A 26,840-nucleotide genomic window follows, 5' to 3' on the forward strand; every position below is an offset into this window, starting at 1 on the left:
ATCCTTTCACCTATAGATTATATAGCTATTGCGTTTGTTCGGTTGATTTTAAATAAATATCTTTTAGCCTGGCTTTGGCTTCCGGCGTATTTTCCGTACAGGAGGCCAGTACCTGGCCTTTTTGCAACAGATACGCCCTATCCGCCATAGCGAGCGCTTTGAAAGCGTTCTGCTCAATCAGCAGAATGGTAGTTCCGTCTTTGTTGATTTGTTTGATTGTCGCGAAAATATCATTTACGATCAAAGGCGCCAGTCCCAGGGACGGTTCATCCATAAGGACTATTTGCGGGTCGCTCATTAAGGCGCGGCTGATGGAAAGCATTTGCTGCTCGCCGCCGCTCAAGGTCCCGGCGTTTTGCGAGCGGCGCTCGGCGAGGCGCGGGAAGGTCGTATAAGCGCGTTCAAGGTTGCGGGCTATGCGGGTTTTGTTCTTGTTGCAGGACGCGCCTACCAAGAGATTCTCCTCCACCGTCATTTTCGGGAACACCCGCCGTCCTTCAGGCACCACGCCAATGCCGCGGCTTACGATTGTTTCCGTCGGCAAAGCGCGGATGCTGGCATCATTAAAGAGAATGTCGCCTGCGGACGGCTTGACAAAGCCCAAAACCGTATTGATGGTTGTAGTTTTGCCGGCGCCGTTGCTGCCAAGCAGGCAGGTTATGCTGCCCTTGGGTATTTCGATGATCACGTTTTTAAGAACAGGCACGGAACCGTAAAAAGTGGAAACATCAATGAGCGTCAGCATCAGCGACCGTCCTCCTGTCCCAGGTAGGCGTTGATCACCTGTTCGTTGCCGGCGATATCGGCAAAAGTGCCGTAGGCGATGTTTTCCCCGTAATTTAAAACCATTACCTTGTCTACCAGCCCTTTGATAAAGCCCATATCGTGTTCAACGACAATTATTGACAAATCCGGCAGGGATTTTTTTACTTTCAGCAAGTCGTTCATCAGGCGTTCCGTTTCCAGGCTGTCCATACCGGCGGACGGCTCGTCCAAAAGCAGCACTTTCGGCCCGGAAGCTATGGCCCGGCAGATTTCCAGCCGCCTGCGGTCGGCGTAGGGCAGATCTTTGGCCAGTTTGTCGGCCTGGCTTACCAACAGGGAGCCAAAAATGCCCATTATTTCCATAGCTTTCTGTATGGCCTGCGTTTGCAAAGCTTTTTCTCTGGCGGGAGCGAAAATCGCGCCGAAAATGGAAGCCGCCCGGGATTCTTCCAGGCCTATGATAATGTTTTCCACCACGTTTAAGTTCCAGAACAGCCGGCCGTTTTGAAAGGTCCTGGAGATGCCGAGATTAAAAATTTTATTGGCAGGCAACCCTTGGATAGGCGCCCCGTTTAAGGCGATGGTCCCGGCGGACGGCTGATATATGCCTGACAGCAAATTGAACAGGGTAGTCTTGCCGGAACCGTTCGGGCCAATGATGCCGAGCATTTCGCCGGCGGCAAGCGAAAAGCTGACCTTGCTGACCGCAGTTACGCCGCCGAAATTTATCGTGAGATCCTTTACTGACAAAAGTTCCATTTATCCGGCCTCCCGCGGGAAGGCTTTAAAAATGCGGCGCTTAAAGGGGACAAGGCCTTCGCGCATAAACAACAGGCACAAAACAATTATCAGGCCGTAAAAAAGCACCCGGTAATCCTCAAAAGCCCGAAATTTTTCAGGGAAAATAGAAAGGGCAAAGGCGCCGAGCAAAGCGCCTGGAATAGAATCCAGCCCTCCTAAGATGATCATGCTGATAATGATGATCGACAAAGAATAACCAAAATTTTCCGGCGCGATGAAATTGATCATGGCGGCGTATAACCCGCCCGCCAAGCCGCCAAAAAAGGCGCTGATGGCAAAAGCGTACAATTTGTAGCTGATAAGGTTCATGCCGTAACATTGCACGGCCAATTGGTCTTCGCGCATCGCGTTCAGCGACAGCCCTAAAAAAGAGTTGCTGAGTTTATACAAAACGACTGTGGAGAAAATCAAAACTGCCAGGCACAAATAATAGAAATTGGCCAAATAACTCATGGAAACAAACCCGAGATCCATTGCCGTACCCAGATCATAACCGAAAATAACCGGCGACGGTATGTCGATCAAGCCGTTTGTCCCGCCGGTAACGCTTTCGGTATTCAGGATAAGTTCCTGGACGATAAGGCCGAAAGCAATGGTTACCAAAGCCAAGTAATGGCCTTTGACCCTTAGCGCCGGCAAACCCAAGATAATGCCGAACAGACAGGCCATGACGCCGGACAGGGGCAGGGCGAGCCAAAAACTTACGCCAAGTTTCAAAGTGAGAAGGCCGACGGTATAAGCGCCTACCGCCTCAAAAGCGGCGTATCCCAAGCATATAAGCCCGGCGCGCCCGGTCATGAAGTTAAGGCCAACGGCCATTATGGCGTGCAGCATGGCAAAATTGATGACCTGCAGCCAATAGGGATCGCCATTGACTACGAAGGGAAAAGTCAGGGCGAGCAAAACGGCGGTCAGGCCAACCTGTTTGATGTTGTCGGCGTAAAGGGATGACAGGCTGCGGACGTGCAAAGGGAATTTCTTTTTATAAACAATCGCGCCAAGGAAAAGCGCCAATAAATAACCGGCTACCGCCAAAGGATCTTCGATAACTACAAAAGCAAGAAAAAGTGCGTAAACGAAAAGTTCCGACAATAGTATATAAACATTCACCGCTCAATTTGCCCCCTACACTTTTTCATAAGCGCGTTCGCCGAACAGTCCCGCCGGACGGAAAACAAGGCAGATTATCACGATCAGGAAACTGATGAGGTCCTGATAGCTTGAGCCGTCGGGAACGACGCTTACCACTAATATTTCCAGAAAACCCAGCAGGAGGCCGCCCACGATCGCGCCGTAAATATTGCCCAAACCGCCTACGACTGCGGAAGCGAAGCCTTTGATACTGGCGGCGAAACCCATGTTGAACTTTATAATGCCGTACGCCATGCCGTTCATCAGCCCGGCTACCGCGCCCAGCGCCGAGCCGAGAACAAGCGTTACAACGAAAACAAGCTTGACGTTGACGCCCATCATCATGGCGGCCTCCCGGTCTTGGGCGGTAGCGCGGATATATCGGCCAAACACGGTTTTTTCGATAAAATAATACATGCCGCTTATGAGCAGCGCGGACAAGAAGATGCACAGCAAGGTCTCCGCCTTGATCAATACCCCGCCGGCCGTAAAGCTGCCCATAAAAATCAATTGCGGAAAGGGCTGGGGATTTCTTCCGTTCGGAACAAAAAGCATTACCGCTTCGCGCACTACTATGGACGCGCCCAAAGTTATGAGCAAAGTCATAATGTCGGGCGTGCCGCGCATCGGCCTGACGATGAATTTTTCCAGCGCGGCGCCGAACAAGGCCCCGACGATCAGCACTACGGCCAAAACGAGCAATACAAACAAGAACGTGCCGGGGGCAAAGCCGGCGGCGGCGAAAACGCCGCCGCCGATCATTGCCGCGAAAGCTCCCAGCATGAACACTTCGCCGTGGGCGAAGTTTACTACTTCAATGACGCCGAAAAACAACGTAAACCCGACGGCGATCAACGCGTACATGATGCCTAAGCTCAAAGCGTTAAAAAACTGCTGGACAATTACTTCTCCCGCCATTTTTACCCCCGAAAATTTTAAAAGGACCTTTTTATTTCTTTATCTTTTTATCAACCACTTTAATAGTTGCCTTGTCATAAGAAACCCATTTGCCGCCATCGGAAATAAAGGTCGTGATCAATTTGGTGGTAGTTTGCCCGTTTTCGTCAAAAGTGGTGTCGCCGATTACGCCTTTGTAGTTTTTGGTCGTCCTTATGGCCTCAATTACCTTGGCGTGGTCGGTGGACTTCGCCCTGGAAATAGCGTCCATGATCACGCCCATAGTATCATAAGCGAACTGTCCGTAAGCCTCGTAAGGCTCGGCGTACTTGGCCGCTTCATAGTCGGCTTTGAACTGTTTGCCGCCGGGCAGCTCTTCCAAAGGTTTGCCGATATTGAAAGCGATCATGCCGGCGGCGGCATCGCCCGCGATTTTATTGAAAGTATCGGAAATTATGCCGGAATCGCTTAGAAACAGGCAATCCATCTTCAGATCGGCCATCTGGCGTTTAAGCAGGGCCGCTTCCGTCGCCACGCCGCCAAAATAAACGGCATCGGGGTTTTTGGCTTTTATGTTGGTCAAAAGGGCTGAAAAATCCTGCTGCCCGACCGCTATGCCGTCTTCCGACAAAATCGTCGCGCCGTTTTTCTTGGCCGCCTCGCCGAACTGCGTGGCGTTTGTCTTGCCGTAATCGGTACGGTCGTTGATAAGGCAAATAGTCTTTACGCCCCATTCTTTGGTCGCCAGTTCGCCGGCATATTCGTTTTGCACGTTGGCGGCCGTCATGACGCGGGTGACTTCTTTGAAGCCTTTGCCGGTGATGTCGGGATGAATCGCGGCCGTGATTACTATCGGCACTTTGCTTCTGTGGAAAATAGGCACGGTGGCCAGAGCGCATCCGCTGTTAAAATGCCCGCCGACAGCGACAATATTTTTATCGGCGATCAATTTGTTCGCGGCCGATACGGCGGTGGAAGGATCCCCTGCGTCATCGGCGAAGACCACTTCAAATTTGTAAGGATATTTGCCTGATTCGTTCGCTTTTTTAACTGCCAAGTCAGCGGAATTTTTCAGGCCGACCCCGGTTGCGGCATTGCCGCCCGTGAGCGGCGCCAGAAAGCCAATCTTGACCACCTCGGCTTTTTTCTCCCCGCCGCATCCTGCTACCAGCAGCATTGCCATAGCTAACAAAAGTAACCGCGAAAACAATTTTTTCATTTTCATCCTCCATGCATATTAAAATTTAACACAAATGACGAAAATATAATAGCATATAACTTTCTATTTTGCAACAGATTAATTATAAATAAAAATATTAAATTAATAACTATCCATTGATTAGAGGAAATATATTAGCCCGCCACATTGATTGCGCAAAGAAAACCGCTGGCGAAGGAATGCATTGCCATGGATAATTATTCTAAACACGAACAGCTGCGGGAACAAAATTTCATCCGGCGGGAGCTTTTGCTCCCGCCGGATGTCGGTTGCGCATTTGTTGCAGTCATGAAGGACAAGGGTTGGCGCCTCTCAGCCAACCCTTGCGGCGAACATAGTCCGCCCAAGGCGGTCGAACAATGCCGCCCTATGCGTTGGCCAAACGCTTGTATGTTTCAAGGCGCAGCTTGGCATCGTTTTCCGTTTTCTGAAAAAGCGCTTCCGCCTGCATAGGATATTGCTGCAAAAGCGAGGAATATCTGACTTCGCCCATGAGAAAATCGCGGAAATTGGCGGTTGGCTCTTTGGAGTCAAGGACAAAGGGATTTTTGCCTTCGTCCGCCAAAGCGGGATTGTATCGGTACATAGCCCAATAACCGCAGTCAACGGCCCGTTTGGCTTCCAACTGGCTTTTGCCCATGCCGTCCCTCAAGCCGTGATTGATACAAGGGGCGTAGGCGATGACAAGCGAGGGGCCGCGGTACGCCTCGGCTTCGCGGATCGCTTTCAGCGTCTGGGCTTTATCCGCGCCCATGGAAATTTGCGCTACATAGACATAGCCGTAGCTAATGGCCATCATGCCGAGATCTTTTTTGCGGGTGCGCTTGCCGCTGGCGGCAAATTTGGCGATCGCGGCGGCCGGCGTGGCTTTTGACGACTGCCCGCCGGTATTTGAATAAACTTCCGTATCGAATACAAGGACATTGACGTCCTCGCCGGAGGCAAGCACGTGATCAAGGCCGCCGTAGCCGATGTCGTAGGCCCAGCCATCGCCGCCGAATATCCATTGCGATCTCTTCACAAGATAATCACGGCCTTCGTATATCTCGTTGAGCAGTTTGTCGCCGCCTCTTTCCTTTTCCAAAAGGCTGATCAATTTTTCGGCCCGTTCGTGCGTTCCCGCGCTCTCATCCTTTTTTTCCAGCCATTCGGCAAGGGCGGCTTTAAGTTCCCCCGCCGCGCCGGGCAGCGCTTTTTCAACTTTTAAAGTCAAGAGGCCGCGAACTTGCGTTGCGCCCGTATACATGCCGAGGCCAAATTCGGCGTTGTCTTCAAAGAGCGAATTTGCCCAGGCCGGGCCGCGCCCGCGATGGTTGACGGTATAGGGCATGGAAGGCGCGCTGGCGCCCCAAATCGAAGAACAGCCGGTGGCGTTGCTTATAACCATACGGTCGCCGAAAAGCTGGGTAACCAGTTTGGCGTAGGGCGTTTCGCCGCAGCCGGCGCAAGCGCCGGAAAATTCCAGCAAGGGCGTTTCAAATTGCACGCCTTTGACGGTTGACGTATTCATGGGGTTTGGCTTGGGCGCAAGGCTTCTGGAATAGTTCCAGGCATCGGCCTTGTCCAATTGGCTCTCCAGCGGCTTCATGACCAGCGCCTTTTCCTTGGATGGGCAAACTTGCGCGCAATTGCCGCAGCCGGTACAATCCAGCACTGATATTACTATGCTGAAATTAAGGCCTTTAGCGCCGACGGCCGGTTTTGAGCGGAAAACATCGGGGGCTTTGGCGGCTTCGCCGGCATCGGAAAGGGCAGGGCGCACGGCGGCGTGGGGGCAGACAAAAGCGCATTGATTGCACTGGATGCATTTGTCCGGCTGCCATTCCGGCACGTCAACGGCTATGCCGCGCTTTTCATAGGCAGAAGTCCCAACGGGGAAGGTGCCGTCTTCCGCGCCGTCAAAAATGCTGACCGGCAACAAATCGCCTTCCATCTTGTTGACGGGGACAAGCAGCCGCTCGATAAAAGCGGGGACTGCTGCCCCGCCGGCCTTTTCCTCGTCCTGCGCGCGCTTCCAGTCCGCCGGCGCGTCTACCTTTGATATGGCGTCAATGCCCCGGTCGATCGCGGCGTAGTTCATGTCAAGCACGGCTTGCCCCTTGAGGCCGTAAGATTCATCGACCGCTTCTTTCAGATACTTAACGGCGTCGCCAAGCGGTATGATGTCGGCCAGTTTGAAGAAAGCGGCCTGCATGATCATATTGATGCGCCCGCCGAGGCCCAATTGGGCGGCAATGCCTATGGCGTCAATAATGTAGAAATTAATCTCGTTTTCGGCAATATAGCGCTTCACTTTGGCCGGAAGGCGCTGGCCGGCTTCTTCCGGGCGCCAGAGGCAATTCAGGAGGAAAACCCCTTTTTTCTTCAACCCGTTCAATATGTCATACTGATTAATGTAAGATTGTTTGTGGCAGGCGATGAAGTCGGCCTTTTCAATAAGGTACGGCTGCTTGATCGGGCTGCTGCCGAATCTTAAATGCGACACGGTGATGCCGCCGGACTTTTTGGAATCGTAAAAGAAATACCCTTGGGCGTTCATGTCGGTGTGGTCGCCGATAATTTTAATGGCGCTCTTGTTGGCGCCGACCGTGCCGTCGGAGCCAAGCCCCCAGAACTTGCAGTTTTTGGTGCCGGGGGCGGTAGCGTCGATATCTTCGCCCGGGGCGAGCGACAAATGGGTAACGTCGTCAACAATGCCGACGGTGAAGCCGTTCATCGGGTCGGGCTTTTTTAGTTCGTCAAATATGCCGAGCACATGCGACGGTAAAAATTCTTTGGAACCTAACGCATAGCGTCCTCCCACAATGACCGGGCTCAAGCCGCAATTGTAAAAAGCGGCGCGCACGTCGGTATAAAGCGGCTCGCCCACCGCGCCCGATTCTTTGGTGCGGTCAAGCACGGCTACTTTTTGCACGCTTTTCGGGATAGCCGCGAAAAAGTGTTTGACCGAGAAAGGACGGAAAAGATGGACGTTGACCATGCCGACCTTTTCGCCTTTGCCGTTTAGATAATCAACCGCGCTCTCAATGGTTTCGCAGCCGGAGCCAATGGCGACGACAATCCGTTCGGCGTCCGGCGCGCCGTAATAATTGAACGGTTTGTAATCTTTTCCGGTCAGCTTGTTGATCGCCCGCATGTTCTTTTCCACGATGTCCGGCAAGGCCATATAAAATTTATTGATAGACTCGCGCATCTGAAAATATATATCGGAGTTTTGCGCCGTGCCGCGCATAACCGGCCGGTTGGGGCTGAGCGCGCGGCTGCGGAAAGCCGCGAGGGCTTTGTAGTCGATGATCTTTGCCAGATCGTCGTAATCCAGCAGCTTTATTTTCTGCACTTCGTGCGAAGTGCGGAAACCGTCAAAAAAATTAAGAAAAGGCAAACGGCCTTCAATGGCCGACAAATGCGCCACCGCGCTCAGATCCATCACTTCCTGTACGCTGCTTTCGGCCAGAAGGGCAAAGCCTGTCTGTCGCGTGGCCATAACGTCCTGATGATCGCCGAAGATACTGAGCGCGTTCGCCGCCAAAGCGCGCGCCGAAACGTGAAATACTGCGGGCAACAATTCGCCCGCGATTTTATACATATCGGGTATCATAAGCAGCAGGCCTTGCGAGGCGGTATAAGTGGACGTCAACGCGCCTGATTGCAAAGAACCGTGCACCGCGCCGACCGCGCCGCCTTCCGACTGCATTTCGACGACCTTCACTTTTTGCCCGAAAATATTGGTTTTTCCCTCTGCCGACCATTCGTCGACCGCTTCCGCCATGGGCGACGACGGCGTGATCGGAAAAATGGCCGCCACTTCGGTAAAGGCATATGACGTGTATGCCGCCGCAGTATTTCCATCCATAGTTTTGGTTTTTGCCATTATAAAATCCCCCTAATAAAATTTATTTAAACTTTCTATGCAGCGCGGCAATAAATTATCCCGCAAACAAAGCATCGCCCAACTGTTTGTCCTTGCAGGCAGTTTCCGCCGGCGGCGGCAACGCAATAACGTGAACTGACGGCAACAATTCTTATTGAATACTATACAATAAAATCATCTTTTTGTAAAATCGCAAAAGTGCAAAAAGCAGGAAAAAAACGGCCGCCCCATTTTGAGGTAGCCGTTCGGCCCGTAAGCGTTGCCGGAAACATAAAAGTCATTGCCGGCCTTGCCAAAACAAGAATTTATTTATATTTGGCGTCAATTCCGGATAAAATAAGGAAGCTGTTGTTATGCAGCGCGTCAACGTCAGTATTTTTGTTGAGCATGCCGACGGCCTGCAGTTGCCGGGCGGTAATGCCAAAAGCATTGTAGGCGCCGGAAGACGACGGTATATAATTGAGCGTTTTGAGGACGCCGGCGTTGGTTTGCGCGTCGCCCGGAACCCATTTGTTCTCCACCTGAATCCTGGCCGTTTCGTCCTGGTTGGCCTGTACCCAGGCGCTGGCCTTTTGCATGGCCCTTGTGTATTTGAGCGCCAGATCGGGGGAATCGGCGGCTATGCTGTCCCGCACATAGGCTACGCAGCAATACTGCGAATTGAAAGGGGCGTCTTTGGCGGAGTCAAACAGCGTTTTGTAGTTGTAAGCGTTGGCGGCGATGGTGGCAGTCGGCTCGTTCATGCCGATGGCGTCGACCGCGCCTTTGTCTAGGGCGATGGCCAGATCGGATGTGTTGTAGACGACAAATTCCACCTCGGAGTCTTCCATGCCTACGCCGACGCCGCCTGCGGCCAAGGAGCGTTTAGCAAAGATGATCGGGCTGCTGCTCATGCTGGGCACGCCGATTTTTTTGCCTCTGAGCCCGGCGGCGCTAGTTATGCCGGAGTCGGCTTTTACCAATACTTTGTCGCAGCCCGTGTGCAATCCGGTGGTTATTTTGACGGGCAACCCGTTGGAAAGCGGCTGGATGGTACTGGCCAAAAGCGAAAAACCGGCTTCGGTCTGCCCGGATGTTACGGCGTCAAAAGCCGTGCCGGGCGCAAGTTTGACTAATTCCACCTCAAGCCCTTCTTCTTGGAAAAACCCTTTTTCCACCGCCATGTGCAGCGGAGCTTCGCAAAGGCTGCCCGACCAGCCTATTTTCAGCGCCTTTGCGTGAACGGCGCCGACTGCGTAACCGGCGCAGAACATCGCTGTAACGGCGGCCGCGAAAACGATTTTGACGACGGAAGCACCCTTTTTGTTTTTTGTCATGGTAATCTCCTCCTTGTTATATATAGTATTGAATTTCTTCAACCTTGCCGGCAAAATCAAGCAATTGCAGTATTTTTGACCGCAACTCCAGAAAATAGGCGTGGCTGCGGGCACGCGGGCGTCCCATCTCCACTTCGATCACGCTTTCGATCCTGGCCGGGCGCGCTTTCATGACCAGTATGCGATCGCTCAGATAGATGGCCTCGTCCACGTCGTGCGTAACCATAATCATGGTAGTGCCGCGTTCCCGCCAAATCTTTATCAGTTCGTCCTGCATGTTCATGCGCGTGAAGGCGTCCAGCGCCCCAAACGGCTCGTCAAGGAGCAGCACGCTGGGGTGGTTAACCAAGGCCCTGGCCAGCGACGCCCTTTGCGCCATGCCGCCCGACAGTTGGTGGGGATAGACGTTTTCAAAACCGGCCAGCCCCACTAACCTGATGAATTCGCTTACATCTTTTTGTTTTTCTTCGTATATTTTGCGTACCCGCAAGCCGAAAGCGACATTTTCATAGACGGTAAGCCAAGGGAACAGGGTAGGGTCTTGAAAAACCAGGCCGCGTTCAAAACTCGGGCCGTCGATCGCCTCCCCGTCCAAAGAAACGCGTCCTTTGCTGGCCGGCAAAAGGCCGGCGACTATCCGCAAAAAGGTGGACTTGCCGCAGCCGGAAGGTCCGATAAGCGACACAAACTGCCCTGCTTCCACGTTTACATTGACATCGCTTAGAGCCGTTACCGTTTGCCCGTCCGGGCGGACGAAGATTTTTTGCAGGTTTTCCGCGCTGATGCTGCCTGACCTTTTCTCCTCTGCCATTTGCCCATCCGGGCGGACAAAGATTTTTTGCAGGTCTTCCATGCTTGTGCCGCCTGACCTTTTCGCCGCTACCATTTGATTATCCCTTTCTGCCAACCCAAGGTTTTGTCGCGCACTTTGAACATGACAGTAATAATGAAGGAAAAACTGACGGCGATGGTTATAAGCCCGGCATATACATTGGCGTAAGACATCATTTCCCTTTGCCAGTTGATGTACCAGCCTATGCCGAATTTCACCCCCATCATTTCGGCGGTCATGAGCGTGAGGAAAGAGGCACAGGTTCCGTTGAAAATGCCTACGAAGATGCTGGGCATGGCGTCCGGCAGGGCGATCTTGAATATTTTCTGGAAGGAATTGGCGCCGAGCGTGCTGGCGACCTCAAAATAGGCGTTCTTTACATTGTAAATGCCGGAGCTGGTGAGTACGGTAGTGGGAAACCATACCGCCAAAGCGATCAGGAAGATGCTGGCCTGAAAGGAGTTGGCAAAACTGACGAGCGCGATAGGTATCCAGGCGGTGGAAGGGATGGGGCCGATCAACCGGATCAAAGGGTGGATCCAATAACTCCATTGTTTGCTCCAACCGACCATGATGCCTGTCGCTATGCCGGTGCTGGCGCCGAGCACAAAGCCGATGAGCAAAAGCCGGAAAGAATAGGCGAGGCATTTAAGCAAAAACGCCCATTCCTCAACGAACACGCGCAATATCACGTCAATGGCCGGAAAGTAAATAGCCGGCAAAAGCATGAGCTTGACGGTTATGACGTTGTAAAGGCAGACAAACAAGAGCGCCGCCCCGACAAATCGCGACTTGTAGGCGTATTTTTCGCCAAACTGCGGATTGAAGCGCGACAAAATTATGCTGATGACAGTTGCGGCGAGAATGACAAGCAGCAGTATTTTAAGGTATGGCAACTTGCCGTGCATGTATTTCGCGCTGTTGGGCACGCCGGCGTGTATGATTAGCGTCAGCGCCGCGCTCGCGGCGGGAATGAATTTAGCGTACAAGCCGCTTCCTCCTTATTGTTGTTTGCCTGTCTGCCGCAGCGCAAGGTACTTGGCCAGCCGGCGCAGGTTTTGGTCGATCCGGCCTTCCTGCTCAAATACCAGCAGCCCGGCCGCCTCCAACATGGCCCTGGCCCCCGGGCCGACCTTTGCCGCCAGCAGGGCGCCGCAGTCGGCAAAGATGTCCATGCGCTCCGACAGGTTCTCATGTCCGCAATCGGAGCAAAATTGATTGAAGGCGCGTTCTTCGGCCAATTCGTAAGCGCCGCCGGGTTTTAAGTCAAAGATGAAAAAGGACGATGCCTGGCCAAAGTGCCTGTTTATCTCCAAACCGTTTGAACTGGCGGCGGCGATACGCCAACTTATTTGCATATTCATCATATCCCCTCGCCGTCAAGCCCCGTAAAATCGGAAAATCTTTGTTTTTCAATGCGTTCTATGCGTACAACGATGCCATTGTTTACCACTATGACGATCTGTCCGTACTCCAAACCGCGAAACTGCTGCTGTATTTTCCGGCAAATTCCGGCATGGTTGGGAAAAACTTCATTTTTGTCCTTTTCTTTGGCTTTGCTTTGCTCGCCAATGCGGATCTTTTCATTGCGTTCAATTTGAATAAGGCGAAAATTCTGGCTTATCAGCGTAATATGACCAAAATTAATCGTTTGCGCCATGTCAATTATTTGATCCATTAATTCCGGATTGACAGGCGCATCTTCGTTAACTCCCGGTTTCCCCCGATTCACCGAAAATCCCCCTTTTAACCCTCATTTTCCTGCCGTGTCCTTGATATAGGCGGATGGGTCTTTTGCGTACCATTCGCTGCGATAAGGCGCGGGACGGTATTTTTGCATGTTCCGGTTGAACTGGTTGTTGGCGATTATGCGGCGGAGACGGCGCGCAATCTCGAAAACGCCCGAATAGCCTATATAATTGTAGCCGGGCCCAAAAAGCGGCAATACCGGCAGGCCGTGTTTGGCGGTTATGTTGCCGCTGCCCGTGTGGATGACCAGCAAATCCGGTTTCAGCCTTTTGACGATGTTTGCCTGTTCAAAAGGATGTTGGGAGGCAATATTGATGTAAATGTTCTCTATGCCGGGCAGCCCTTCCATTACCGGCCATGCGAACTCATCGATGTGGTGGCCTTTGAAGCCGGCTATTTCCATGCCGAGATCGGTCAAGACCTCGGCGGTAACGAAAATGCGGACCTCGCCGCCGCTGACATAGGCGCGCTTGCCTTTTAAAACCGCCCGGAAACCTTCCAACGCCCGCTCAAGTTCTTCTTCCTCCTTTTGAATTAAAAGCCGCGCCCGTTCGGCTACGCCAAAATGATCCGCTATTTTCAACAGCCAGCGCGCGGTGGCTTTTTTGCCGATTGGCATGGTGTCGATGATGTAAGGTATGTTAAATTCTTTATGTATATATTTAAGGTAATAGTCGTCATGCGTCCCGCAAACGCTGATGTTAAGCGCGGCGTCAAGGGCGGCGCGAAAGTCGTCCGGCCGGGAAAAACAGGGCAGGAAGTTAACTTTTAGCTCCAAAGCGGAAAGCAGCCTTTTTATCTCCAACTCGTCCGCCCTGCTCATGGAGCCAACATTAAAGACGTTTACCGTCCTTCCTTTCTCATATTCCCACAACTTGTCGGACAGTTCGTTTTCCGTAAAGTATTTGTCGCGTTCCCGGTATTTGGTGAGTTTTTTCAATACGCCGTTATATACGGCGTCATAAGCCGTGGCCATCAGCTTGGTCTTGAAGCCCTCGCAGTTCACCGGCACAAGTTCGGCGGCGGTTTCCCGCTCAAGATTTTCCAATATGCTGTCAACGTCGTCCCCGATCAGGGCAGGCACGCAGGAACTGGCCACTATGATCGCCTCGGGGCGAAATTCCCTGTCGGCGTACAGCACGGCGGCCCGAAGTTTCTTCTCGCCGCCTTCGATGACATCTGATTCGTCAAGGTTGGTGCTTAACCAGACTATCCCGCCGGCGGCCGGGTCGCGCAATTTCTTGAAATTCTTGTTGGTCCCTATATTGGCCGTGCTGCAAAAACCGCAACCGACCGGACCGTGCATAATTACCACGGCATTGCGCAATGAGTTCAATATGCCGAGGCTCAAAGTAAACTGGCAGCCGTGCGCCTGCGAAAAACTGCGGTTGGCGGCGTACAGGCAGCCGTTGTCCTTTTGCCCGAGGCGGCTTTGCAACTGAGCGCAAGTGCCGCAAAAGGCGATGCCTGCTTTCAGGCGCTCTTCCCGCGCCGGGGCGGAGTTTTCTATGATCATGATTTCCTCCTTACCGGCCTGCCACAAGCAAGCCGAAAGTATCTTCGGCAAACGCCAGCCCGCCGGTTGTGCCGGCGTAGCCGCGATTGAAGACTACGCGGTTGGTTACGGGAAAGGACACCGTCAGAAGCGGCGCCGACAGTTCTTCGGCAAGATCGCGCTCAAATACGCTGCCAAACACTACGGCGGGGCTGAAAGAATCGTAGTAGCGGTGATTGCGGTTCCTTTCCCAACTGCCGCTCAAATGCCGGCGCACCGAGGCGGCATTGGGGTCGTAGCGTACTTGGGGCTTTACGCCCGATGCATAATTTTCAAACCTCTTGCTTAAAAGCTCTTGCTGGCGTTCGGTCAGTTCATCGGTTACAACGGTAAGATGCGGCAGCCAGCCTAATTCGTCGGCGATAAATTCCGTGATGGCGGGCGCGTAATTGGCATCGGCAACGACCAGGCCGTAACGCTGGAAATCAATGTCGTTATAACTGTCGGAAATGCGCTCAAAATAATCAAAATATACAGCCTGTTCGCTTTTCAGGGCTTTGCCGATAAATTTCCCCTCTATGCCCAAATGCCCGCCGACAAGATGCAGGAACCTTTCCGTTTGCAGATAGCCTATCGGCAGGGGAACCCTGACACAGGGGATGTGATGTGCGCTTTCATAAGCGGCGGCCGCGAGCGGGGCATATACGTCCGACAATACTACGTTGAGTGCCGCATCGCCGGAATTTTTAATGTCGGCAAGCGTTTCCCCTTCTCCGATCAGAGTGTTGGCTTCAAGGCCGATAAGGTTCAGCAGGCGCTTTATTTCCCGGAGGTTGCCTTTGTAGAAAACGTCCCCGCCCGGCATGAGGCCGAAAACATTGACCTTATTGGCTTTTTTTCGTTTGCGGGGCGTTACGTATTCTTTGGCCAGGGCCTCCAGCACAACGTCATAGCCGTAAGCGGAATTGCCCTTGAAGCCGGGAGTGGATACGGATATTACCGGTTTCAGGGCGTTTTTGAATTTGCCCGCGACCGATTGCGCGTCATCGCCGATCATTTCCACCATGCAGCCGGACAATACCACATAAAGGTCGCCGTCCATGATTTCAAGGGTAGTCGCTATCTGCTCGCGCAGCCTTTCCTCGCCGCCGAACACTATCTCCTTTTCGACTACGTTGCTGCTGGGCGTCGAGGTTGCGCCGCAGTAGCCGCCGCCCAAATAGCCGGCGCCGGAGTTCATGCCCACATAAATGTTATAGGCGCAGCCGGTGGAAGCATGGACGATCGGCACCGTGCGCGGCAGCGCCCTGATCATTCCCAATGCGCCGCCGAGCGGACAGCCAAAGCGTGGCCTGTCGATAATCGCGCTCATGAAAAATACCCCCTTAACAATACTTATGCCGCTTACCGTTTAAGACATGGACAAGGCTTGCGATATAGCGTCTCGCCCTGCGAGAGGCGAAAAGCGCGCGGACACGGAAGGCGCAGCGCGGCCAATTGGCCGCGCAGTCGCCGCTAATTTGGCCAGGGGACATATTGCGCCACTCAAATACGGTAATCGTCTTTAAGCGAATCCATCAGGCCAAATTCCATCAGTATCTCCTCTAACCGGTCGGCTGACATGGGCGTAGGGATGGTGAAATAATCGTTTTCGGCAACCTCTTGCGCCAAAGTCCTGTATTCGTTGGCCTGTCCCGAATCGGGTTTATACGCGATTACGGTCTTGCGGCGTATTTCCGCGTGCTGGACGATGTTGTCCCGCGGCAGGAAGTGCAACAACTGCGTGCCGAGTTCTTTGGCGAAAGCCTTTAAAAGCTCCGATTCGCGGTCGACGTTGCGGCTGTTGCAAATAATCCCGCCAAGCCTAACGCCGCCTTTGGCCGCGTATTTCTGTACTCCCTTTGAGATGTTGTTGGCGGCGTAAAGAGACATCATTTCGCCGCTGGCAACTATGTATATCTCTTTGGCTTTCCCTTCTCTTATGGGCATCGCGAAACCACCGCAGACGACATCCCCCAAAACGTCGTAAAAGACATAGTCAAGATCCTCGGTGTAAGCGCCCAAACGCTCCAAAAGGCCGATTGACGTGATAATGCCGCGCCCCGCGCAGCCTACGCCGGGTTCCGGGCCGCCGGATTCCACGCAGCGCACCCCGTTGAATCCTTCCTTCATTATGAGGTCAAGCCCTATATCGTCGCCGGATTCGCGCAAAGTGTCCAATACGGTCTTTTGCGCCAAGCCGCCCAACAGCAGCCTGGTCGAGTCCGCTTTCGGATCGCAGCCAACGATCATTATGTTGTTGCCAAGTTCCGACAAACCTGCCGCAAGATTTTGCGTAGTGGTGGACTTGCCGATGCCTCCTTTGCCGTAAATGGCGATTTGCCGCAATTTTTTCTCTGCCATAAATCAAACTCATTCCTTTTCCGTTAAAATTTCGCTGCCCTAATCCGTCATGCGGTTCCCCGGTTAAAAACCAACTCGCAAAGCTGCTTTGGTTTAGCCGGGGAAAAGCGTCAGTACCAGATGTTGCTCTTTTCGCGCGGCAAATCTTTGAACAAGGCGGTAGACAGATAACGCTCGCCGGTGTCGGGCAAAATGGCGACGACCGTTTTGCCCGCGTTTTCCGATCTTCTGGCGACTTTAGCGGCGGCAAAAGCCGCCGCGCCCGAAGATATGCCGACAAGCAGCCCTTCTTCCCTCGCCAGCACGCGCGCCGTGTCTATAGCCTCTTCGTTGCGCACCCTGTATATCTCATCGACAGCGCCAAGATCCAAAACATCAGGCACGAAACCCGCGCCAATGCCTTGGATAACATGCGGGCCCGCTTTCCCGCCGGACAGTACGGGCGAGGCATCGGGCTCTACCGCCACAATCTTTATTGCCGGGTTTTTCCCTTTAAGTGCCTGGCTGATGCCGGTTACGGTCCCGCCCGTGCCGACGCCGGCAACGACCACGTCGACTTTGCCGCCGGTGGCCTCCCAGATCTCCTCGCCGGTAGTCCGCCTGTGTATTTCAGGGTTGGCGGGGTTGGCGAACTGCTGCAAAATGACGCTGCCGGGAATCTGCGTGTTAAGTTCTTCCGCCTTGCTTATCGCGCCTTTCATTCCTTCCGCGCCGGGCGTCAGAACAAGCTCGGCGCCTAATGCCAAAAGCAGTGTCCGGCGCTCTATGCTCATGGAATCGGGCATCGTAACGATCAGCTTATATCCCTTGGCCGCCGCCACAAAGGCCAGCCCCACGCCGGTGTTGCCGCTGCTTGGCTCAATAAGCGCGGAATCTTTAGTCAAAATACCCCTTTTTTCCGCATCTTCGATCATCGCGTTGGCAATCCGGTCTTTTACGCTGGAGAGGGGATTGAAATACTCCAATTTCAGCAAAAGGTCGCCATCTGCGATTTTGGCCAGCCGGCGAAAAGCGTGCGGGCGCAAAATGGGCGTATTGCCGATAAGCTCCGTCAGATTGTCGACGATAATATTTGCCATTGCGACATCTCCTTGAATTGTTTTGCAAACCGTCGGGGAATGCTGCGCGAGGAAAATCGTCCGCCAGTTCGCGTCCGCTGGCAAGGGAAACAATTGCCTAATACATATTAATCATATAGTTTATATATGATTAATATAGACTATAATACAAAATTGTCCGCTTGTCAACAAAGCATCTTAAATGGATTTTTATGCATAGGCTGTTGAGCCTGATTTTTTGTTGGATTGGCCGGATGCGCCTTTAATTTATCTAACTGCTGATTAATTGCCGCCCCTTCCACAAAATGGCATGATATAATAATCAAAAAGGGAAACGGACGCAAAACGAATGGGCGAAAGCCGCAGGCGCTCAAACTTTCAAACAAGGAGCGGGAACAATTAATGGCTGACAATCGAAAAGAAGCAGAACGCACGGAACTTCACCGTGTCATATGGAGCATAGCCAACGACCTGCGCGGTTCTGTGGATGGGTGGGATTTTAAGCAATACGTCCTCGGCATATTGTTCTACCGATATATCTCGGAGAATTTGTCGGGGTACATCAATGCGGGGGAGCGCGAAGCGGGCAACCCCTCTTTTGAGTATGCCAAGCTGTCCGATGGCGATGCCGAATCAGCCCGTGAGGATTTAGTCGCCACGAAAGGTTTCTTTATCCTGCCGTCTGAACTGTTTGAAAACCTGCGGGCAAAGGCGGCAAACGACCCCGACCTCAATGTAACGCTCGAAAACATCTTCAAGCATATAGAAGCATCGGCACAGGGAACGCCGAGTGAAGCAAACTTCAAAGGCTTGTTTGATGACATCGATGTTAACAGCAATAAACTCGGTGGCTCGGTCGCCAAACGAAACGAGCAAATCGTCAAACTATTGAATGGCATCGGTGAAATGAAGCTTGGCGATTACAAAGAGAACACAATCGACCTTTTCGGCGACGCTTACGAGTACCTTATGGGCATGTACGCAAGCAATGCGGGCAAAAGCGGCGGCGAATATTACACGCCGCAAGAAGTTTCCGAACTGCTCACCCTCCTGACGATAGTTGGCAAAACCGTTGTGAACAAAGTATATGACCCGGCTTGCGGTTCGGGCTCGCTGCTCTTGAAATTTGCCAAAATACTCGGCAAAGATAACGTCCGCAACGGCTTTTTCGGGCAGGAAATCAATCTGACGACTTACAATCTCTGTCGTATCAATATGTTCCTGCATGACATAGACTATGACAAATTCGATATAGCGCACGGCGACACAATGCTTGAACCGCAGCATTGGGATGACGAGCCGTTTGAGGCTATCGTATCGAATCCGCCGTACTCCCACACTTGGGCGGGCGACGGCAATCCGTTACTTATCAACGACCCGCGTTTTTCCCCTGCCGGAGTGCTTGCGCCCAAGAGCAAAGAGGACTTCGCGTTTATAATGCACGGGCTTTCGTGGCTTGCGACGAATGGCACGGCGGCGTATGTCGTGTTTCCCGGCATACTCTATCGCGGCGGCGCGGAACAGAAAATCCGCAAATACCTCATAGACAACAACTTCGTGGACTGCGTGATTCAACTGCCGGACAACCTCTTTTTTGGCACGAGCATAGCGACGTGCATAATGGTACTCCGAAAAGCGAAATCCGATAACTCGACCCTGTTCATTGACGCGAGCCGCGAGTTCGTAAAGGTAACGAACAGCAACAAACTGGCCGCTGACAACATTGATAAAATCGTCGCGGCATACACGACACGCGGGAGTATGGACTACTTTACCCGCCTTGTTCCGAATGGTGAAATTGCAGAGCAGAGTTATAACCTTTCCGTATCGACTTACGTCACGCAAGAGGATAAGCGCGAGATTATCGACATAACCGAGTTGAACGCCGAAATTGAGCGTATAGTCGCCCGCGAAGACGTTCTGCGCCGTGAAATTGCTGCAATTGTCGCGGATATTGAGGGAGGCGCAAGATAATGGAAAACAGCTTGACGCTCTATGCGCCTTTTGTAAAAGAAATAAAAGACCTTATCTATCGCCGCCAGTATGAGGCGATGAATAAGGTCAACGCCGAACTCATACAGCTTTACTGGGAAATCGGCGAGGAAATTTACGCCCAACAGCAGGAAAAGGGTTGGGGGAAGTCTGTCGTTGAGGTTTTGTCGAAAGAACTTCAAAAAGAATTTCCGGGAGTGTCGGGATTTTCGGCGCGTAATCTCTGGCGTATGCGTAATTTCTATGTCGAATACGCGCAAACCGAAAAGCTGCCACCATTGGTTGCAGAAATTCAAAAGCCAATTCTGCCACCGTTGGTGGCAGAAATAAGCTGGTCGAAAAACTGCGCAATTATGGAAAAATGCAAAGACCATAGTGAGCGCGAGTTTTATATCAAAATGACGCGGCGTTACGGTTGGATAAAGGACGTGCTGATAAACAATATCGAGAACAAGGCGTTTGAGCGGTATCTCGCCAATCAAACGAACTTTGACGAAACCGTACCCGAAAAGTACAGGCTTCAAGCGAAACTCGCCGTCAAGGACGATTACAACTTCGACTTCATTGAGATGGGTATCGAACACAGCGAGGCGGAGGTAGAAGCGGGGATTGTCAACAACATTCGGGCGTTCCTTGCCGAAATGGGCGGCGACTTTGCCTTTATTGGCAACCAATACCGCATTGACGTGGACGACGACGATTACTATATAGACCTGCTCCTGTTCCACAGGCGGCTGCGCTCTCTTATTGCGATTGAACTCAAAATCGGCGAGTTTATCCCCGAATGCGTCGGGAAAAATGCAGTGCTTGATGAACTCGTTAAACTGCCTGACGAGAACCCGTCTATCGGGATTATCATCTGCAAGAGCAAGAAACGGACGCGGGTGGAGTATACGCTGAAAACCGCCAACAAACCAATCGGCGTGGCGACGTACTCATTCACCGACAGCTTGCCGGAGGATTTGCGAAACCTGTTGCCCTCTCCGGACGAGATAGCGAGCATTGTCGCAGAGTTTGACAATGCGACAAACGAACTCACGGAGAACGCAGGGGGTAAAGAAAATGGCGAGATTAGCTGATATTCTTTCAAAGCCATCATCTGCGGAATTCGTTCAGATAGACGGCTTTATAAAGTTGACGCCGAGTGCCATATAATACCCCGTCAATTTTCCGACGATGGTTATAGGTTGTTCAGCGAGTTAAGCGAAATTGTACACGGCGATTATGATGAAGATGTGGCGATTCAGAAATTCGAGCCGTTGCATACGTTGGTAGTCGGTATACTTGAAAACATAAAAGCTGACGATAAGCTAAATAAAGCCATCGGCATATTGGGTTGGAACACCCAAAACGGAGGAACAGTCCAATGTCTAAACTCGACGCGCTGATCAAAGAACATTGCCCGAACGGGGTAAAGTATGCTACGCTTGGTGAAATCGGCACTATAACCAGAGGAAGCGGGCTATCCAAGAGTGATTTCACTAAATCTGGGATACCATGTATTCATTACGGGCAGATTTACACCTATTATGGTACTTTTGCAACTGCTACCAAGTCTTTCGTTTCGCCCGAACTGGCGGCGCGGTTGAAGACGGTCGGCAAGGGCGATATTATCATTGCTGTTACGAGCGAGAATATTGAAGATGTTTGCAAATGCGTAGTGTGGCTTGGTGACACGGATATTGTTACGGGCGGTCATACTGCCATCTTCAAACACAGTCAAAACCCGAAGTACGTTGCCTACTGGTTTCAAACCAAGGCGTTTTTTGAGCAGAAACGCAAAATCGCCCACGGCACAAAGGTGATTGAGGTTACGCCCAAGCATCTTGAGGGGATAAAAATCCCCCTCCCGCCGCTGCCCGTGCAGCGTAAAATTGTCGAGGTGCTCGACAATTTTACGGAGCTTGCAGCGGAGCTTGCAGCGGAGCTTGCAGCAAGAAAAAAACAATATGAATATTATCGAAATTACCTCTTGACATTCAACCCCGACGCGAACACAATCTTAACAAACAAACAACGGGCAAAGTGGGTAACGCTTGGAGAGATAGGACGGGTAGCGATGTGCAAACGGATAATGAAAGCTGAAACGTCATCCAATGGCGATGTGCCATTTTATAAAATCGGGACTTTTGGGAAAACGCCGGACGCGTATATATCTACCGAAACCTACGAGCGTTACAAGCGCGACTACTCGTACCCAAAGAAGGGCGATGTATTGATTTCAGCAGCAGGGACAATTGGCAGAGCGGTTATTTTTGACGGCGAGCCGGCCTACTATCAGGATTCAAACATCGTGTGGCTTGAACATGACGAAAGCAAAGTCCTGAACAAGTATCTGTATTACTGCTATCAGCTTGCGCCGTGGCACGTTTCAACAGGCGGGACGATTGCGCGTCTATATAACGACAACATTACAAAGGCGAGTATCCCCGTGCCGCCGCTTGACGAGCAGGAGCGCATAGTCGCAATCCTTGACCGCTTTGACGCCCTTGCAAACGACATCGCCACAGGGCTTCCCGCCGAAATCGCGGCGCGCAAGCGGCAGTACGAATATTACCGCGACAAACTATTGGCCTTTAAGGAGTGCGCTTGATGAGCCAAGTGAACATCGTCGCCGAAACGCCGCTTGAAACCGTCGTGGCGGAGTACGCCCCCGTTGGCAGCCGCTCGGACGCTTACCAGTCCGAGGCGGCGCTTGAGGCGGAATTTATCCGCCTGCTGGCCGCGCAGGGTTATGAGCATGTGAACATCGCGAGCGAAGCGGCGTTAATCGAAAACCTGCGCCGCCAGCTTGAGCGGCTTAACAATATGGCCTTTGCCGATGCGGAATGGCAAAGGTTCTTTTCCTCGTGCGTCGCCAACGCCAACGAGGGCATTGTTGATAAAACGCGCCGCATTCAGGACGATTATGTGCAAATTTTGCGCCGCGACGACGGCACGACGAAAAACGTCTATCTGCTCGACAAGAAACACATTCACAACAACCGTCTGCAAGCGATCAACCAATACGAAACCGGGGACGGGACGTATAAGAACCGCTATGACGTTACTATTCTCGTCAACGGTATGCCGCTCGTACATATCGAGCTTAAGCGGCGCGGCGTGGCAATCCGCGAAGCGTTCAACCAAATAAGCCGCTATCAGCGCGACAGCTTTTGGGCGGGGTCGGGTCTGTTCGAGTACGTGCAGATTTTCGTTATATCGAACGGCACGCACACGAAATATTACAGCAACACCACCCGCGAACTTTCCGTCAAAGAAGCGGCCGGCGTCCGCAAAACCAGGAAAACGTCCAACAGCTTCGAGTTTACGTCCTTTTGGGCGGACGCGAGCAACAAGGTCATCGCCGACCTCGTTGACTTCACAAAGACGTTTTTCGCCAAGCACACGATTTTGAATATCCTCACGCGCTATTGCGTGTTTACAAGCGAGGAACTGCTGCTCGTTATGCGCCCGTACCAAATTGCGGCGACGGAGCGGATTTTGAACCGTATTGAGATAGCGAACAACTATAAAAAATACGGTTCGGTTGACGGCGGCGGCTACATTTGGCACACTACGGGGAGCGGCAAGACGCTCACCAGCTTTAAGGCCGCGCAGCTTGCCGCAAGGCTTGACTATATCGATAAAGTGATATTTGTCGTTGACCGCAAAGACCTTGACTATCAGACAATGAAAGAATACGACCGCTTCCAGAAAGGCGCGGCGAACGGCAACAGTTCCACGCGGGTCCTGGCCCGTCAATTGGAGGACAGGGACGAAAAGGGCAACCCGCATATTTACAGCCTTATCGTCACGACGATTCAGAAGCTCGGCGTGTTTATCTCCAAAAACAAGGCGCACGACATTTTCAAAAAGCGCGTCGCGCTTATTTTCGACGAATGCCATCGCTCACAGTTCGGCGATATGCACACGGCAATAACCAAGACGTTCAAAAATTACCATATATTCGGCTTTACGGGTACGCCGATTTTCGCCGCCAACTCGTCAAGCGGCGGCAATCCGCTTTTGAAAACGACGGCGCAGGCGTTTGGCGACAAGCTCCACAGCTATACGATAGTGGACGCGATCAACGATGGCAACGTCCTGCCGTTCAGGATTGATTTCATTAACACCGTCAGGGAAAAGGACGGCGTAGCGGACAAGAAAATCAGCGCGATTGACGCGGAACGCGCCTTGCTCGACCCGCACCGCATATCGCTTGTGACGGATTATATCCTTGCCCATTTCGACCAAAAGACGAAACGGAGCGAGCATTACACGGTCAAGGGCAAACGCCTTGCCGGATTTAACTCCATATTCGCCGTGTCGGGCATACCTGCGGCGAAGCTGTACTATGAGGAGTTCAAGAACCGCAGCCACGGTTTGAAAGCGGCAACCATATTCAGCTACGCCGCCAATGAGGAGGACGCCGACGAGGAATTTGACAACGACAGGCTTGACAAAAACAGCCGCGATTTCCTTGAAGCGGCCATCGCGGACTATAACGCGATGTTCGCCACCAACTTCGATACCTCTGCGGATAAATTTCAGAATTATTACAAAGACCTTTCGCAGAGGGTAAAAGATCGCGAAGTTGATTTGCTTGTCGTGGTCAATATGTTCCTCACGGGCTTTGACGCTACGACGCTTAACACGCTGTGGGTTGACAAAAATTTGCGTCAGCACGGCTTGCTCCAAGCGTTCAGCCGCACCAACCGCATACTGAACAGCGTCAAGACTTTCGGCAACATCGTGTGCTTTCGCGACTTGAAACAAGCGACCGATGATGCGATTGCGCTCTTCGGCAACCGCGAGGCGGGCGGCATTGTGGTGATCCGCACGTTCCGCGAGTATATGGAAGGCTACGAAAAAGGCGGCGAGCACAAGCCGGGATATATTGAGCTTATCAAAACGCTTGCAACCGATTTCCCGCTCGACCGGCCGATTGTCGGGGAGGAAAACCAAAAGGAGTTTATCAAGCTGTTCGGCGCGATACTTAGGCTCAGGAACGTGCTTGCGGCGTTTGACGAGTTCGAGGGCAACGAAAGAATCGCCGAACGGGATTATCAGGACTATCAAGGCGTGTACCTTGACCTGAAGGACAAGTTCCGTCCCGAAGGCGGCGAGCGCGAGGAAATAAACGACGACATTGAGTTTGAACTTGAACTTATCCGGCAAATCGAGGTCAATATCGACTATATCCTTATCCTTGTAGCCAAGTACAAGGACAGCAACTGCAAGGACAAGAGCATACTTGACAGCATTTATGCAGCTGTGCGTTCAAGCGTCCGTCTCCGCAGCAAGAAAGAACTGATTGAAGAGTTCATAAGCCGGGTAAACGTCCAGACAGAGGTCGAGGACGACTGGCAGAAATTCGTCCGGGAAGAAGCCGAAAAGGACTTGCGAAGCCTTATCGCCGAGGAGAATCTCAAAGACGGCGAGACAAGAAAGTTCATGGAAAACGCCTTCCGCGACGGCGCGGTTAAAACGACCGGAACGGACGTCGATAAAATTTTGCCGCCGGCGTCGCGCTTCGGAGGGGGCAACAGGCAGGAGAAGAAACAAGGCGTTGTCGCCAAGCTCTTGAAATTCTTTGAGAAATATTTCGGGGCAGTCTGATTATTGTTCGGCCTTACGAGCTTTGCTTTGACGGGTTGCGGAAACAATCCGTTGCTGCGGCTGGAACTCACGGGTGCGCAAAACGCATCGATGACGGCGGCATTTCCTTGATGGCTTTATGAAGTTACTCGAGCAAATTGAACCACAAGCAGTAATCGCGCACGGCGCGACGAACGATTGGATGCTTCCGCCACTATTCGCCATAGACGCAAATATGGTCCGCTTTGAAAGATATTTCTAAAACTCGCTGCGCTGCGCCGTATGCGGGACAAATACTTTTCGGGGCCAAATGCGGTTTTATTGTCGTGGTCGGAAAGATATTTGTACTTCGCGTGCTTCGTTATATCGTATTTGCTCTATAAAAACGAACGCACACCGCACAAGGATAGAATACACTTGCCCCCATCCATGACCGCTATTTCGTCCTGTGACATGAGTTCTTTTCCCAACTTTTGATAATTAAGGCCGTAGGATTGCGATTGTCCTTGGTTTTCGGAAGTATTAAAAGCGTCGATTGTTCCTTTGCCTAAAAGCTCCGAGATTTCCTTTAGAGTGCCTTTCTCTTTTCCGCCTAAAAACAAGGTTGTATGGCAATTTCCGATTATGGTATCCGCGTGGTCTTTATAAATTGCCCGCAACTGGCTCCGTGCCTGTACTATCAAAGCGGCTGATATTTCCCTGCTGCGGAGTACGGAAATTAAATGCTGCATATCGGGAATTTTTATGTTTGCAAATTCATCAAGCAAGCAGCGAACATGAACAGGAAAACGCCCGCCGTATTCATCATCTGCCTTTGTACAAAGCGTGTTCATCATCTGCATAATTACCATTGACGATAGAAAATCAAAAGTGCTGTCGGTGTCGCTTGTGATAACAAAAAAAGCGGCCTTGCGGTCGCCAAGCGTATCAAGCTCTAATTCGTCGTATACCATGAGGTCGCGGAGTTCCTTTATATCGAAAGGCGAAAGTCGCGCCCCGCATAAAATTAGTATGCTTTTTGCCGTTTTTCCCGAAACAAAATGTCAAGGACTTTCTAATCGGTGAGAACAGAATTTACAGTTTGTTCACACAAATTCGTATTCCACAACGTACCTTTCCCAATCACACCAACTATCTCATGGCAAATGACCTCTGAAAAATTTCTTTTGCAATCTTCGCTCGGACGTGCTATAATAGCAAACATGCTTTAAGAATACGGTGCAAGAGGTGTGACTGTATGGAATTGGAGTGGATAACGCCGGGACAAGCCGCCGAACGGTGGAGAATAACCGAAAGGCAAGTGCAGTCGCTATGCTCGCAAGGAAAGGTCGCGAACGCAGTACGCATAGGACGCGTTTGGCTCATTCCGCGAGATACGTCGAAACCGCTTGACGGTCGCACAAAAGCGGCAAAACACGTTAAAAATAAGGAGTACGCATATGAGAACCAATCGGCACCTGAAACCGTTCGTTAAATGGGCCGGCGGCAAGGCGCAGATACTTGACGAAATCCGAGCTAAATACCCGACGGGGTTGGGTTCAGCCGTAACCAAGTACGCCGAACCGTTTGTCGGAGGAGGCGCGGTGCTATTCGATGTGCTAAGCAACTTCGCCCTCCGCGAGGTCTACATAAGCGACGTCAACTGCGAACTTATACATACCTACACGACCATTCGCGATGGCGCGGACGAACTTATTGACGCTCTGCGCGAGTATGAAGCGCGGTACTTAC

At 52.0% G+C, this 26,840-nt stretch carries 20 protein-coding genes and 1 pseudogene; 5 read left to right on the plus strand and 16 right to left on the minus strand.

What is annotated here, in order from left to right; translation table 11 throughout:
* Positions 1 to 25 precede the first annotated feature (25 nt).
* The 15 genes from LBO03_09005 to cysK all read right to left on the minus strand — a co-directional run bounded on the left by LBO03_09005 (position 26) and on the right by cysK (position 17,558).
* The gene (locus LBO03_09005; protein MDR3349711.1) at positions 26 to 745 is read right to left on the minus strand and encodes an ABC transporter ATP-binding protein; all 720 of its coding nucleotides are present in this window, start codon (positions 743 to 745) and stop codon (positions 26 to 28) included.
* On the minus strand, positions 745 to 1,524 hold the full coding sequence (locus LBO03_09010) for an ABC transporter ATP-binding protein (GenBank protein MDR3349712.1): 780 nt from the start codon (positions 1,522 to 1,524) through the stop codon (positions 745 to 747). The genes LBO03_09005 and LBO03_09010 overlap by 1 nt, the downstream gene beginning before the upstream one ends.
* Positions 1,525 to 2,676, minus strand: coding sequence for a branched-chain amino acid ABC transporter permease (locus tag LBO03_09015; GenBank protein MDR3349713.1), 1,152 nt, complete (start codon positions 2,674 to 2,676; stop codon positions 1,525 to 1,527). It lies immediately after the preceding gene.
* A gap of 15 nt (positions 2,677 to 2,691) precedes the next feature.
* On the minus strand, positions 2,692 to 3,615 hold the full coding sequence (locus LBO03_09020; GenBank protein MDR3349714.1) for a branched-chain amino acid ABC transporter permease: 924 nt from the start codon (positions 3,613 to 3,615) through the stop codon (positions 2,692 to 2,694).
* A 31-nt stretch (positions 3,616 to 3,646) separates the two neighbouring features.
* Positions 3,647 to 4,813: a branched-chain amino acid ABC transporter substrate-binding protein gene (locus LBO03_09025; GenBank protein MDR3349715.1), complete on the minus strand. Its 1,167-nt coding sequence runs from the start codon at positions 4,811 to 4,813 to the stop codon at positions 3,647 to 3,649.
* Positions 4,814 to 5,180: 367 nt separating this feature from the next.
* Complete coding sequence (gene nifJ, locus LBO03_09030; GenBank protein MDR3349716.1) at positions 5,181 to 8,684, minus strand: pyruvate:ferredoxin (flavodoxin) oxidoreductase; 3,504 nt, start codon at positions 8,682 to 8,684, stop codon at positions 5,181 to 5,183.
* A gap of 305 nt (positions 8,685 to 8,989) precedes the next feature.
* A complete protein-coding gene (locus LBO03_09035) occupies positions 8,990 to 10,000 on the minus strand; it encodes an ABC transporter substrate-binding protein (GenBank protein ID MDR3349717.1) in 1,011 nt (336 codons plus the stop codon).
* Positions 10,001 to 10,016: 16 nt separating this feature from the next.
* On the minus strand, positions 10,017 to 10,886 hold the full coding sequence (locus LBO03_09040) for an ABC transporter ATP-binding protein (GenBank protein MDR3349718.1): 870 nt from the start codon (positions 10,884 to 10,886) through the stop codon (positions 10,017 to 10,019).
* Positions 10,880 to 11,821, minus strand: a complete 942-nt coding sequence (locus LBO03_09045; protein ID MDR3349719.1) for an ABC transporter permease subunit — start codon at positions 11,819 to 11,821, stop codon at positions 10,880 to 10,882. Before LBO03_09045 ends, LBO03_09040 begins: the two co-directional genes overlap by 7 nt.
* A gap of 12 nt (positions 11,822 to 11,833) precedes the next feature.
* Entirely contained in the window at positions 11,834 to 12,190 is a 357-nt protein-coding gene (locus tag LBO03_09050) for a hypothetical protein (GenBank protein MDR3349720.1), read from the minus strand.
* Positions 12,191 to 12,195: 5 nt separating this feature from the next.
* The gene (locus LBO03_09055) at positions 12,196 to 12,564 is read right to left on the minus strand and encodes a YezD family protein (GenBank protein MDR3349721.1); all 369 of its coding nucleotides are present in this window, start codon (positions 12,562 to 12,564) and stop codon (positions 12,196 to 12,198) included.
* Between the two features lie 21 nt (positions 12,565 to 12,585).
* Complete coding sequence (locus LBO03_09060) at positions 12,586 to 14,097, minus strand: hypothetical protein (protein MDR3349722.1); 1,512 nt, start codon at positions 14,095 to 14,097, stop codon at positions 12,586 to 12,588.
* A gap of 10 nt (positions 14,098 to 14,107) precedes the next feature.
* A complete protein-coding gene (locus tag LBO03_09065; protein MDR3349723.1) occupies positions 14,108 to 15,448 on the minus strand; it encodes a hypothetical protein in 1,341 nt (446 codons plus the stop codon).
* A gap of 173 nt (positions 15,449 to 15,621) precedes the next feature.
* Positions 15,622 to 16,479 (minus strand): nitrogenase iron protein, encoded by an 858-nt coding sequence (gene nifH, locus LBO03_09070; protein MDR3349724.1) that lies wholly within the window; start codon positions 16,477 to 16,479, stop codon positions 15,622 to 15,624.
* Between the two features lie 110 nt (positions 16,480 to 16,589).
* Entirely contained in the window at positions 16,590 to 17,558 is a 969-nt protein-coding gene (gene cysK, locus LBO03_09075) for a cysteine synthase A (GenBank protein MDR3349725.1), read from the minus strand.
* Positions 17,559 to 17,939: 381 nt separating this feature from the next.
* On the opposite strand from cysK, the gene LBO03_09080 reads away from it, so the two are divergent.
* The 4 genes from LBO03_09080 (at position 17,940) to LBO03_09095 (ending at position 25,130) form a co-directional block, all read left to right on the plus strand.
* Complete coding sequence (locus LBO03_09080; protein ID MDR3349726.1) at positions 17,940 to 19,511, plus strand: type I restriction-modification system subunit M; 1,572 nt, start codon at positions 17,940 to 17,942, stop codon at positions 19,509 to 19,511.
* On the plus strand, positions 19,511 to 20,608 hold the full coding sequence (locus LBO03_09085) for a PDDEXK nuclease domain-containing protein (GenBank protein MDR3349727.1): 1,098 nt from the start codon (positions 19,511 to 19,513) through the stop codon (positions 20,606 to 20,608). The genes LBO03_09080 and LBO03_09085 overlap by 1 nt, the downstream gene beginning before the upstream one ends.
* 287 nt (positions 20,609 to 20,895) lie before the next feature.
* On the plus strand, positions 20,896 to 22,122 hold the full coding sequence (locus tag LBO03_09090; GenBank protein MDR3349728.1) for a restriction endonuclease subunit S: 1,227 nt from the start codon (positions 20,896 to 20,898) through the stop codon (positions 22,120 to 22,122).
* On the plus strand, positions 22,122 to 25,130 hold the full coding sequence (locus LBO03_09095) for a type I restriction endonuclease subunit R (GenBank protein MDR3349729.1): 3,009 nt from the start codon (positions 22,122 to 22,124) through the stop codon (positions 25,128 to 25,130). Before LBO03_09090 ends, LBO03_09095 begins: the two co-directional genes overlap by 1 nt.
* Before the next feature lie 116 nt (positions 25,131 to 25,246).
* Here LBO03_09095 and LBO03_09100 read toward each other — a convergent pair.
* Positions 25,247 to 26,143 (minus strand): annotated as a pseudogene (locus LBO03_09100) (TraM recognition domain-containing protein).
* Between the two features lie 405 nt (positions 26,144 to 26,548).
* On the opposite strand from LBO03_09100, the gene LBO03_09105 reads away from it, so the two are divergent.
* Positions 26,549 to 26,840, plus strand: a 292-nt coding sequence (locus tag LBO03_09105; GenBank protein MDR3349730.1) for a DNA adenine methylase, incomplete at its 3' end; no start/stop codon positions are given.

It is taken from the genome of Acidaminococcales bacterium, assembly GCA_031290885.1.
Classification (GTDB): Bacteria; Bacillota; Negativicutes; order Acidaminococcales; family JAISLQ01; genus JAISLQ01.